Genomic DNA, 12,455 nt, shown 5'->3' on the forward strand with positions numbered 1-12,455 from the left:
AGAAGGAATTGAAATGGCATATACCGGCAAGCAGATCGAATGGCTCGAAACAGCCCAGGGCGGGGCTGCGGATTTTGCCGCCGCTGAACAGAAGGCGCAGAAAAAATCCGCCAAGCTCACAGGTATTCTGGACCAGCTGGAAGCGGACAAGGAGTTCATCGCCGGTGCGCAGCAGTTTCAGGTGGCACTGGCCCGCAACAGCTCCATCTTCAAGCTGCCTGGCAGCGGCAAGATGAAGTGGATGACCGGCGATATGAAGTCCGAGGTCGACACCTATGCGGACATCTCGCACACCACCAAAATTGATGCGGAGGATTTGAAAAACCTGCACGAAGCCATGGCCAAGATCCTGGAGCGCCAGGACGAAATGCTGGTGGAGGAAGACGGCAAGCGCGTGTTCACCGATAGGGAGATCATGCAGGAACTTTGGACACCGCTGGTGCGTGAGGGCGTGATCCCGGCGAACCTGGTTCCGGACCGCTTCAGCGACTTCAAGCATATGTTCGACGGTGCGTCGAAGATCTATGAGGACAAGCTGGCGGAGCATAGCGCCGGAGCGTCCAAGTATGAAGCTGTGCTGGAGGGGATCGGAATTGCCAAGGACACAGTGGCGCTGGCAACCAGCATCGCCTCTGCAGGGATTACTTTTGGCAATCTGGACACTGCCGGCCGCAGCGTCGAGGAAACCCGCAACATCCAGGCCAAACAGGAAGTGCTGGGCGCCCGCCAGGGCGCCGCATTGGAGGAGGCCCGCACGGGGCTGAACCTGCCGGATGACGCCTCTACTGCTCAGGTTCTGGAGGCGGCGGCCGCCAGCAGCTCCCACAAGCATCTGGTTGCAGAATACAACAACCTGGATGCAGCGATCGGCGGCTTGTCGGATCAGCTGTTCTCTGATCCGCGCTGGGTGGCCGAGCAGCGGGCGCTGCTGACGGCGTCTTCAGGACTGCTGTCGACCGGGCTGACGATCACCGAAAAGGGGATCAAATACGGCGAGGACGAAGACAAGACCAAAACCAAGACGCTGCAGTTTGCGTTGCAGACCAGCGATGCAGTGGCCAGCAACATTGTCGCTTCCGCCCTTAGCGCAGCCGGCTTGTCTGACCGTCAGCGCAACCAGGAAAGCGGCGGTTCCTTCGACCACCGCCAGGGGTTCGCCTCCGGCGGTGCAGTGCTGGATGCGCTGATCCAGGGCAACCGGCTCGCCGAGAAAATCGTGGCGGCGACCCAGGCCAAGACGCCGGAGGAGCGGGAGAAAGCGATCCTGACCATTGCCGCTTCGCTTGGGGATACATTTGCCGCGATGGCCGCCTCGACAACCCAGACCGTGGGCAATGTCAGCAGCGGTAATCCGGATAACCCGGTGACCGAACATACCGATGAAAGCGTCGAAGGACGCGAACGCCCCGGCCTCTGGGCCGAGCATCCCGGCACTTCGGAACTGTTTGCCGAAGGCATCCGGGGTGTCTTTGTCCTGGGTCTCAACGTCCGCGGTGCTGCCAAGGCGCTGAAATCCGATCCCCCGGACATGACGGCCTTTGTCACCTCGCTGACCGCGGGACTGGCGCATCTGGGCACCGCTGCTGCGACCGGTGCAGGGCAGGACAGCCTGTTCACCAAGGAAACCTTGCTGAGCGAAGAGGAATCTGAAGAGCTGTCGAAGCTCAGCACAGAGGATCTGCTCCAGCGCCGGATCGAGCTGTCCGGATCGAACTTTTCGCGCACCGAAAGCGAGATGGGGCTCGCGGCCTTTGGCCACGCCGGGTATCTGGCGGATGTGAACGCCGCAATCCGTTCAATTGTTGAAGGCCTGCAAGAAGCCGAGAAAGCGAAGGAAGACAGTGACGCAGTCAAGGCCAATACTCAGGCGGCGCTGGACAAGATCGAGCAGGAGAAAACCAGTGCGGCGCTGGATGAACTGAAGAAAAAACTGAGCGATCCCGAGGCGCGCGAGGCTTTTCTAGCGCAGATCAAGGCGGAGTCGGACGAGGAAATGATGCGGCTGGAGCAGGTCATCGAGGCCGCCAAGCCGCCTGCAAACCCGGATGACCCTGATGCGGTCAAGAAATCTGTGGCAGCCGTCGACGCGCTGATTGCGGATATCAAGGCTTCGGAAATGAAGCTCAAGCTGATCGAGACCATCGCCAAGGGCGGCACCAAGGTGCTGACCCGTATTTTCCCGGTGACAGGGCTCGCTGATGCACTGCGCCAGCTTGGTTCGGACGCGGTGGCACTGGCCCGCAAATCCGCCGAGGTGGACAAATGGCGCAAGAACGCTGCGCTGGCGGCCAGCAGCAATTCGATCTATGCAACGGCCATCAACGAGCGGCTTTACAATGCCGGGGTGCAGGTCAGCCAGCAGACTTTCAACACGTTCTTCTCGATTCTGGGCGTCGCCGCGGAATCGGCGCGGCTGGCTGATGCCACCGGTGCGGCTACCGGCATCAGCGCAGGCACCTCCATGGCCAAGGCGCTGACCGATTTCGGCTATAAGATGCATGGCCGCGCCCGCATCGCCAATGGCTGGAAGAAGTACCTGGAAGCGCGGAAGAACCCGGCCAACCGCAAGGCGGCCCGGGCGGCGATCTCGGGCAACTCGACGCTGGCGAAATGCGTGCTGGCCTTTGGCATCGTCGAGGACAGGGATCCGGTGGCCCGCCAGGTAGCCCGCAACTGCGGCCTGACGCCCACCGTGCTGGCTTCGGACAGCGAGGTCTGCGCGGCAGTGGTGAAATACTTCGAAACCCTCTACAGCGACGACCCGGTGGTGCTGCGCCGGGTCCCGAAGAATGAGGACTGGCACCCGGGCCTTCCGGATCTGACGCTGAAATCCTGGATAACGTTCAAACGGGCGGCGGCGGATCATGCCTATCCGCGTCTGTCCAAGGACAGCTGCCTGACGCCCGAAGCGGATGCCGCTCTCAAATCCTTGCATCAGCTGTGCAGTGGCGACCCCTTCGGCTATCCCGCGGCCCGCGATGCTGTGACAGCTAGCAATCCCGAAGGTCCGGCGGCCTTCTGCCGCGAGGTCAGCAGCCAGCTGGAAGCGCTGATCAAGGCACTGAATGGCTACCGCCCCAAAACATCCGAACCGGAAAACCCGAAAGATCAGAAATGGACCGCCGGGATGCCGCACCATGAAATGGCGGCGGTTGCAGATGCCATGGCGGCGCAAGCCGAGCTGATCCTGCGCGACGTGCAGCTGGACCTGTAACCAACCGCCAGGGCTCCCACGCAGGGCTGCCGCAGATATGGAGAGGTAAAATGGACGCTGAAAAGATCAAAGAGCTGGAAACAGATCTGAACCTGGCCAAAACCAAGACGCTGAACTTCGCTTTTGCTGCCGCGGCAGGCAAGAAGGAAGACGCCTGCCTGCTGCACAAAACCAGGGGGGCAGACAAACTGCGCCTGGCTGTCAAGCGCGAGGCTGGCGGTACAAAGATCATCAGCGGTCTGGCCAATGTTAAGGGGCCTCTGCTGAGCGTTACGTGCACGGAGCTCCCCGGAAAGAAAGTGGTGAAGCTTCTGCGCGATTTCCTGCGCAAGAATACGAAACTCAGCAAAGTGCAAGTCTTCGACGAGAGCGGCGCGCTGGTGATCAGCGACGAGGCGCTGGATTTGGACGACGACGCGCCGGCCCCGCCTATGGCGGGTGCCGAAGCGGACCCCGAGCTGGCCGATCTGAAGCAGAAGTTCACCGCGCTGGTGCGCCGGGCCAAGAGTGCTATCAAACAGGATCCAAGCCGGAACGAGGAACTGTCCGCCCAGGCAAGCACCATTGGAAAATTGCTGGAACAAGGCAGCACCGCTCAGGCGCGCGAGGCCATGGTCAAGCTGCTGGCAGCACTCCAGCAACCGGCAGGTGCGGAACAATCCGCCTCGAACGGTGAAGCCAAGGGGGTTGCCGCCTCGATCAAGAAGCTGCTGACGCTGCGCACCGAGGTAGAGGCGGAATATGCACGGCTGCTGGCGGAGCTTTCTAAGCACAACGATGAACGGTTGCGCCGGATTTCCTCTGACGGCCACACAAAGGTCTTTGGCGGCTCGGGCGGGCTGCTGGACGGGCTGGACACGGCGCTTTTTGATGCGGTCAAGGCCTGGGGCAGCGCCGAGGGGGCAGACAGGCAAAAGGCGGCGCAGGACGTCAGGCAATGTGCGGACCGGCTGTCCGCGCATCTGGAAGCAAACAGGTTTATCAGCTTGATGGAAAACAACCCTCTGGGAGTTGCGGTGCAGATTAGCAAACCGCTGAAAGAAGCCTTGAGCGAGATCAGCCGCCAGACTGCCGCCTGAACGGCAGTCTGATAAAGCGTCACCTGGAATACTGGCCACCGTGAAATACTTCCTGAAAATCCTGAGCAGCCTGGCCGGGCTGCTGCTGGCAACCATGGCCTGGGCCGAACCCAGGATCGCGCTGGTGATTGGCAACTCGGCCTATGACGGGGTTGCGCCGCTGGACAACCCGGTCAACGACGCCCGGCTGATGTCGGTCAAGCTGGCGGAACTGGGCTTTGACGTCACCAGGGTCACGGATGGCAGCCAGATCCAGATGAAACGGGCAATTGCCCAATTCGGCCGCAAGCTGCGCTCGGCAGGCAAGGATGCGACGGGGCTGTTCTACTATGCCGGCCATGGGGTGCAGAGCTTTGGCGCCAACTACTTGCTGCCAACCGATATTGCCTTGTCTGATGCCGCCGATCTGGATCTGCTCGCGATTGAGGCCAAATCCGTGCTGCACCAGATGGCGTCAGCGCAGAACACCACTAACATCGTGATCCTGGATGCCTGCCGGGACAACCCGTTCCAGGGGCTGCCGGGACTGGACGACAATGGCCTGGCCGAGATGAAGGCGCCGGTTGGCACCTTCCTGGCCTATTCCACGGAGCCGGGCGGGGTGGCATTGGATGGCGAGACGGGCAACAGCCCGTTCACAGCCAGCCTGGCCAGCCATTTGACCGCGCCGGGCCTGCCGGTCGAGCAGCTGTTCAAACGCGTGAGGGTTGAGGTGTTGCAGCAGACGAGCGGGTTGCAAATTCCTTGGGACACTTCATCCCTGGTGCGCAATTTCGCCTTCATGCCGCAGCTTGAGCCAATTGATGCCCAGGCCGAAGCGCTGGCCTGGCAAACCGTTTCCGCCGCGCGCGACGCGGTCCAGCTGATGCTTTTCCTGCGGGCCTACCCCAAGAGCAGCTTTGAACCCGAAGCCCGCAGCCTGCTGCAGACAGTGATTGCGGAGACGATGCACCCTTCCGCTCCGCCTGCACCGGTCAGTCCGCCGCCCCCTGCTGGCCAGCCCGGTCAGGCGGCTCAAGCCGATGAACAGGCGATTTTCGATATGGCTGCCCTGGACGATACGGTTGGGGCTTACCAAATGTATCTGGACAGCTACCCGCAAGGCAGCTTTGCCGCCAAGGCAGCAGACCGCATTGCTGCCCTGCAGCAAACCCGGGCAGAGGCGCGGCGCCAAGCTATGGCGCAGCAGGAGGCCGAGGCACCGGTGCCAGTGTCTTTCACGTCCCGGCTTCTCCTGGGGAACCAGCATGTCCGCGGTCAATCCATCGCAGATCTGCTGCAGCAGAGCCCGCAGTTTCCGCCGGTCCCGGACCTGCCTGATGCGGCATGGAAGGAGAAGACGTGCGCCAGCTGCCACAAGTGGACGCCGGAGACACTGTGCGCGCAGGCCCGGACCTACATCGGCCGCCCTGCGGCTGTCAGCCTGGTGAAGGAGCATCCGTTTGGCGGAGGCTTGAAAGTCAACCTCAGACAGTGGGCGGTGAATGGCTGCCGGCAATAGGCTCTGTCTTTGGATCCGGAAAATGCGCAGCCGCTATCAGAGGCCGAATAGGCGTGCTGTCCTCGGAGAGGAAAAATTTGGGCAGCGGCCGCAGCGGCTGGTCTCTTGCTTTGGGCTTGGAGGTCTTGCCGAAATCAGGCGTTAAGCATCTTCTCGGGACGGAGCTGCCGTTCGCCGCACTTGCAGCCTGGGTACCCTTACATGTCTGCTATGAGCAGGAACCCGACATTGCTGCCACATGCAGCAGACGGCAGGATCTTGAGCCATTTCTACCAATGCTGCGTTTTATACGAAAGTCGGCTTCAGCGGACAGATTGCTTACTAGACGACCCGGTTTCCAACGTTTCTCAGTTCGTGATCTTCCTAGTTCGGGTAGAGTGCCGCGAAGATCAGATTCCCAGTAGAGCAGCTGAATGCGAATGATAAGGCACGGGCGAGCGACCAACTGGATGAACATCGTTATTTTGCCGGCGTCTCAAGAAAAGTGTGAGATGCGTTAGCAACGAATCTGTAACCGGTCGAAATGAAACGCCTCCGGGGCCTCACAGCGTGATAGGCGATAAGGCACATTTCCGCTGGCCAATTTGAACGCATCCCCATTCAGGCGCGCAACAATCGCCTTCTGCGACAGCTCAAGTGGCTGGCACTGAAACGCTCCGCCTCGACGACTTGTTGCCGGGTTGCGGCTGTTGCTGGGATGGCGAAAACAAATCGATTTGGTCCCATTCACGCTATCCAACCTCCATTCTTCCGGAACGACCTTGCTGTTGCCGGGAAACCAAAGCCAGGCGCGCCCACCTGGTGCAATGTAGTTCACCTGAAAGCCGTGATACTTATTAAACGACAAGTAAGTGGTATTGGCCCGAGGGTAGTTTGGGAATGAATTCGGACGACTTGAAACCTCGGCGATGGCGGCCTGCACGCTTGTCCTTGGCACCTCAGGTGGTGCCTCGGACGTCATGCAGGCCGAAAGCAGAAGTGCGGCACCCAAAATCGGCACCCGCGCCACCTGGCCGGACTTTAGCATGACAGTGTCAAGCTCCAACGAAATGGCTTCCCGCGGTGTTTCACGATAGAAAGATCAGCGTCCGGACCGAAACCGCTAATCACGGCCAAGGCCCCAGCATTGAGCTTCGCGCGACAACCGGTTTGCGCGTGTGTCAGCGCCTCGATGTCGGCCACCGTGTATTTGGAAGAATTGCTGGAAGCCTGCACGTAGGCGATCGGCTTTTCAGCGTTTCGTGCAAATTCAAAGGAATTGCCCTTGTATGTCACGGTTTTGCTTTCACTCGCCGCCACTTCGATGGCGGGGGCGGCGGGTTGACTGGATGGCGAGCTTGGCGCCCCACCACAAGCCGAAAGAACGGCCAAAGCCGAAACAAAAAAGACAATTTTTTTCATAAGAATTCTCCACCTTTATGAGTAAGCGCTCTATTTCACTATTGTTTCTGCGCTGCAATCCGGTCGCTAAGAAAATTGTCCTTTGGTGTTTGGTTTCCACAAGGCGCTCGCTGGATCGAAGCGGACATTGGCTCTTCGGAGGCCAGCGTCGGCTTCGTCTGCGTAGCGGTCTTGCCGGAACCAGGCGTTGAGTGTTCGCTATGCGCCGTTTGCGCGGTGCTGCAGGTGCGAGGGGTAACTGGCGGTCGAATGCGGCTGTGGGCTCGATCCGGCCGCCCGCTGCGGAGAGAACAGACGGGCGCGTCAACCTCCGCAAATGTGGCTGCTGGCTGGCCGCTCTCCCAAACCCATTGACCGCGTCTGCTCAAGGGCTGACGTTAAACAGGGTGGCGGACCAACCGGACAACGCGGCCTGGCCGTGCCGAGCGGAGGTCCGATGATCCGGCAGGAGGTTTCGAATGGCGAGAAGGCACGAACTCGACTGGCTCCGGATTATTCTCTTTGCATTGCTGGTTCCGCACCATGCCGCCGTTGGCTTTGTAGACTGGGGGGTAGGCATCTACCAATTCGTGAACGACCAGCTGGCGGGCGACGGGCTGACTCTGTTCATCTACTGGAGCCATAGTTGGCGGCTTCCGTCGCTCTTCATGATCGCCGGCGTCGGCACATGGTTTCTCACCTTGAGGGGCGCAGGGCCAGGCTTCATGAGCCGGAGATTCCTGCGGCTCGGGGCACCTCTCCTTTTCGGCACCTTCTTCATCAATGTCTTCGGCGGCTATGCCATCGCGGCCATGACGGGAGAGGCAGAGGCTTTTCCTTCCTTCTGGTGGAGCTGGGCGACGGAGCCGGAGCTGCAGCAGGTTCAGCACCTTTGGTTCCTGATCAACCTCACGCTCTACACGGTGCTGTGCTGGCCAGTCTTCCTCGTTCGGCGGCGCCTTGGGCCGCGGGTGCCGCGGCCAGCTGCATTGCTGATGATTCTGGTCCTTCTGTCGGCGGCGGCCGTTGCTGTCCTTAAGCCCAATGCAGCCGCCCTGGCAGGAGACAATTATCAGTTTGTCCTCTACCTCCTGTTCTTCCTGGGCGGCTATCTGATCGGCGCCGATCATGTCCGTTTTCTGGACTGGGCGTGCCGGCGTGCCTGGTGGCTTCTGGCTTGCGCGGTCCTGCTTTTCGGAAGCAAGGCCGCGCTGCTCGCAATCGCGCTGCTGAAGGATCCCGCAGCGGGCCAGGCGCTTGCGGCTGGCGGCTGGCTCTCCGCGGGCTTAACCCCGCCGAACACGACTGCCTTTTCGGTAATTGAGGCGGCAACAGCCTGGTGCTGGTGCGTAGCCGCCCTGGGCTTGGCTGCACGGTATCTCAGCAGATCAGGTCTGCTGCTGCGCGAGTTAAACCGCGCAGTGTTTCCCTTTTATGTGCTGCACTTTCCGCTGACCTTGGTTGGGCTGGCGGTCGCGGCTCAGTTTCCGGCGCCCTGGTGGTTTGAATTCATGCTCCTCGTTGCCGTTGTCTATTTCGGGACCTGGTTTCTTTGGAAGCTAGCAGACCACTGCGGGCCAGTGTCTTTCCTCGTCGGCGGCAGAAGACCTGGCCGGGCGCCGCCTCCGGCATGATGCGGGCTGACGGGACAAGGACCCATAGCGGCAGTGAGTATCTTGGATTGAGGGTATTCGGTCCGGTGCATTGGAGGCAGCGCATAAAATCAGACAACCGAAAAAAGTATGGTAGCACTTAGAGAACCAGCGCGAGGTCTCCTTGCACGGCTCCGCGCTGTCTCAGGGATAGTGGGCTGCGGAGCGCGACATGGAAACATTACAATTTACCAATGAAATGGCAGTTGTTCTTGGACTTCTTGGGTTTACCGTTTTTCTATTTGTCTCAGAAATCATTCGAATTGACCTCGCCGCACTGCTTGTTCTCGTGCTTGTGGGAATCCTGAGCTACTTTCCAGGGCTTTCAAACCTGGCTGACGCAACCCGCCTGTTCGACGGCTTTGCCTCCAACGCAGTCATATCGATCATTGCGGTGATGATTGTCGGGGCCGGGCTGGACCGGACCGGGATCATGAACAAGGTTGCGGCAGCTATCCTGAAACATGGCGGAACCACCGAAGCGCGCGTGCTTCCAATCGTGTCGGGAACGGTCGGCTTTATCTCCAGCTTTCTGCAGAATGTCGGTGCCGCGGCCCTGTTTCTGCCGGTCGTCAACCGGATTTCGGTGCGCTCGGGCATCGCGTCCAACCGTCTGCTGATGCCGATGGGCTTTTGCGCGATCCTTGGCGGCACGATGACAATGGTCGGCTCCTCGCCGCTGATCCTGCTGAACGATCTGATCCTGACCGCAAACAAGGGGCTGCCGGAGGAGGCGCAAATCCCGGCTTTCGGACTGTTCTCAGTCACGCCCATCGGTGCCGCGCTGGTGGCCACGGGCATCCTGTACTTCCTGCTTCTTGGCCGCTGGGTTCTGCCCGGGTCGCCGCAACAGTCCGAACCGGTATCCGGCGGCGGCACCGCCGAATATCTCGAACGCGTCTACGAGCTGCATGCCGATGTGTTCGAGGTGGACGTGCCGGCCGACAGCCCGCTGGTCGGGCAGATCCTGGCCGATATCAACAACGACAACAATCTCTACATCATCTCGACCTTTTATCACGGCAAAGTGTCGATGATCCAGATTCTGACCGCCGAGATCGCTGCTCCGTGCAGGCTGGCCATCATTGGCAACCAGCACGCCGTGCGGAGTTTTGCAGACCGCTACGGGCTGACGGTCCGTCCCGAACTGGACGTCTTTGTCGAGGAGTTCGCCCCCACAAACGCCGGTGTTGCCGAGCTGGTCATTCCGCCGGATTCCAAACTGATCGGCAAAAGCCCGCGCCAGCTGCTGCTGCGCAAGACCTACGGGTTGAGCCTCATGGCGATCCACCGGGGCGAAGAAACCCTGAGCCATGTGAAAACCGAAGAGCATGAGCCAACCCAGATCGGGCTGGTCCCGTTCAAGGCAGGCGACATGCTGGTTGCGCATACCCGCTGGGACAACCTGATGCGCATCAAACGGGACCGCGATTTTATCGTCGTGACCACTGATTTCCCGCAAGAGGAGCTCAGGCCGCACAAAGTCGGCTGGGCACTGCTGTTCTTTGCGGTTTCCCTGTCTCTGATCCTGTTCTCGGATGTGCGCCTGTCGCTCTGTCTGCTGACCGGTGCGGTGGGCATGCTGCTGAGCCGGGTTCTCAGCATTGATGAAGCCTACCGCGCAGTGGGCTGGAACACGGTTTTCCTGCTGGCAAGCCTGATCCCGCTCGGGCAGGCCGTCCAGAACACCGGAACTGCCGAATGGATTGCGCAGCATATTCTCCTGCTGCTTGACGGCTGGCCGGTCTGGTCGCTGCAGGTGGGCGTGGCCGTTTTGTCGACAGTGTTCTCATTGGTGATGTCAAACGTCGGCGCAACTGTTCTGCTTGTTCCGTTAGCCGTTTCGATTGCCGTGGCCGCGGGGGCAAGCCCGGCGCTCTTTGCCCTGACGGTCGCGATTTCGACATCGAATTCCTTCATCATTCCAACCCATCAGGTCAACGCGCTGATCATGGGCCCGGCCGGCTACAAGGTTACGGATTTTCTGAAGAGCGGCGGCATCATGACGGTTCTTTTCCTCGCTGTTTCCATCGTGATGCTCAATGTGATGTTCTGACCTCGCAACAGTCCGGAGCCCCGCAGAGGTGAACCGAGGGCAGGAGGGGGCGGCACCCCGCCGCGCTGAACAGCGGCCGCCTTTCAGCTCCCCGGGAACGTTGTCCTGCTAAATTCGCGGCAGCTGCCTTCCGTGTTCCTAAGCAGCAGGCGGCCCGCCATCCGGGTGGCAGGCTGGAATTTTCAGTGGCGGACGAAAGGGGCTGCGCCTCAACTGGGAGGAATGGTTTTATACAGGCGCTTCAGCCATTCCTCCACCGACTGCGGTTTGCTGTTGGACCCGGTGAGAATGGAGTTAAACAGGCTTTCCGCGGAATGAACGCCAAGTTCCCGGTAGGCTTCGAACTGTTGCTCGTCAAAGAACGGGTCCAGAGTGGACTGGTTCGGGAATGCCGGGTTCGCCCGGCGGTAGCCTTCAATCAGGCTTTCCTCGTCACCAGTCATCGATGTCTTGAAATAGAGCATCAAGGCCTTAGTCCCCGGTTTGCCCTTGTGTTCCGGTTATGTGCTGGCGAATCTTGGTACAGACGGGGATTTCGACTTCTTCAATGCCCGCGGCCTGATCAATGGCGACAAGCATAGAAGCGGCGGCAGCCGGTATCCCGGCCGGACCCAGGGCCAGGGGATCGCAGCCGTGGCCATGCGCTGCCTGAGGTACATCAACCGGGCCTGAGAAGCCCGCCGGCAGCTCAGGCCTGCATGGCGCGCTCGATGCTGCGGGCGAACTGCAGCAGCCGGGCGTCCGACCCCTTGGGACCGGTGATGTGCAGCCCGACCGGCATGCCGTCCGACGAGGTTCCAAAGGGGATCGAGACCGAGGGCAGCTCCATCGGCGGAGTCAGTGTCACCGTACGCCAGTCCTCGGTGATCTCGCCGTCGCGCAGATCGGCGGAGAACGGCAGCCCCGTTGCCGTCGGCCATAGTGCAAAGTCGTAGCATTCAAAGAAGCTGCTGACCTCCGCCCAGACTTCGGCACGGGTTTTCTGGTATGCAATCAGGTCTCCCAGGCTGCGGCCCTCGGCCTGGGCACAGGCAGTGCGATAGCTTTCGCCGGCCTGTGCCATGTCCGGCTGCAGTGCCGCACGGACTTGCAGCGCGCATTGGCCGCGGATGATGCCGCCATGCTCCAGCAGCGGCAACAGCCCCGGCGCATCCTCCGCCACTTGCCAGCCAAGATCGCGGCACAGTTGCTCCACCGGCGCAAGTGCTGCCTGGACGGACGCGTCAACATTTGCGCCGAAGGGTGCCAGCGCCAGCGCCACCCGGCCAGAAGCCTGTTCCGGCGCCCGGTCCAGCAGGGCCAGCTGCGGCAGCTCCTGCCAGAACCCCAGCGGCTGGCTGGCGGCATTGCCCTGCATCACCTCCAGCATCAGCACCAGATCGCTCACCGAGCGGGCCATCGGCCCGGGCACCGACAGCCCGTCAAAAGGGGCCGGGTTCGGCTGGTATGGCACCAGCCCCGATGTCGGCCGGTACCCCACGATGCCGCACCAGGCGGCGGGCGTGCGGGTGCTGCCGCCGAGGTCCGATCCATCGGCCAGCGCCACCATGTTTGCGGCCAGCGCGGCGGCCGC

9 protein-coding genes are annotated in these 12,455 nt (G+C 61.0%); 5 read left to right on the forward strand and 4 right to left on the reverse strand.

Annotated features, from left to right (window positions below; translation table 11 throughout):
* Positions 1-13: 13 nt before the first annotated feature.
* From RA20_RS10125 to RA20_RS10135, 3 genes are read left to right on the forward strand one after another with little or no spacing between them, the layout of a single operon-like run.
* Positions 14-3,214 carry a hypothetical protein gene (locus RA20_RS10125; protein WP_039127748.1) on the forward strand — a complete coding sequence of 1,067 codons (3,201 nt, stop codon included), beginning with the start codon at positions 14-16 and terminating at the stop codon, positions 3,212-3,214.
* A 50-nt stretch (positions 3,215-3,264) separates the two neighbouring features.
* Positions 3,265-4,293, forward strand: coding sequence for a hypothetical protein (locus tag RA20_RS10130; RefSeq protein WP_039127717.1), 1,029 nt, complete (start codon positions 3,265-3,267; stop codon positions 4,291-4,293).
* A 40-nt stretch (positions 4,294-4,333) separates the two neighbouring features.
* Entirely contained in the window at positions 4,334-5,794 is a 1,461-nt protein-coding gene (locus RA20_RS10135) for a caspase family protein (protein ID WP_241482232.1), read from the forward strand.
* A gap of 496 nt (positions 5,795-6,290) precedes the next feature.
* Here the strand turns inward: RA20_RS10135 and RA20_RS25355 are convergent, their stop codons facing one another.
* Entirely contained in the window at positions 6,291-6,839 is a 549-nt protein-coding gene (locus RA20_RS25355; protein ID WP_152618476.1) for a hypothetical protein, read from the reverse strand.
* Positions 6,815-7,195: a lipoprotein gene (locus RA20_RS10140; protein ID WP_039127719.1), complete on the reverse strand. Its 381-nt coding sequence runs from the start codon at positions 7,193-7,195 to the stop codon at positions 6,815-6,817. The genes RA20_RS25355 and RA20_RS10140 overlap by 25 nt, the downstream gene beginning before the upstream one ends.
* 458 nt (positions 7,196-7,653) lie before the next feature.
* On the opposite strand from RA20_RS10140, the gene RA20_RS10145 reads away from it, so the two are divergent.
* Positions 7,654-8,808 (forward strand): acyltransferase family protein, encoded by a 1,155-nt coding sequence (locus RA20_RS10145; protein ID WP_039127721.1) that lies wholly within the window; start codon positions 7,654-7,656, stop codon positions 8,806-8,808.
* Positions 8,809-8,998: 190 nt separating this feature from the next.
* Complete coding sequence (locus tag RA20_RS10150; RefSeq protein ID WP_039127724.1) at positions 8,999-10,882, forward strand: SLC13 family permease; 1,884 nt, start codon at positions 8,999-9,001, stop codon at positions 10,880-10,882.
* Positions 10,883-11,091: 209 nt separating this feature from the next.
* On the opposite strand, the gene RA20_RS10155 is transcribed toward RA20_RS10150, so the two are convergent.
* Both RA20_RS10155 and RA20_RS10165 read right to left on the reverse strand, forming a co-directional pair.
* A complete protein-coding gene (locus tag RA20_RS10155; RefSeq protein WP_152618477.1) occupies positions 11,092-11,349 on the reverse strand; it encodes a hypothetical protein in 258 nt (85 codons plus the stop codon).
* 221 nt (positions 11,350-11,570) lie between these two features.
* Positions 11,571-12,455 (reverse strand): amidase family protein (locus RA20_RS10165; protein WP_039127732.1); only part of this gene is annotated, 885 nt, incomplete at its 5' end.

This window comes from Leisingera sp. ANG-Vp, from assembly GCF_000813725.1.
GTDB lineage: Bacteria > Pseudomonadota > Alphaproteobacteria > Rhodobacterales > Rhodobacteraceae > Leisingera.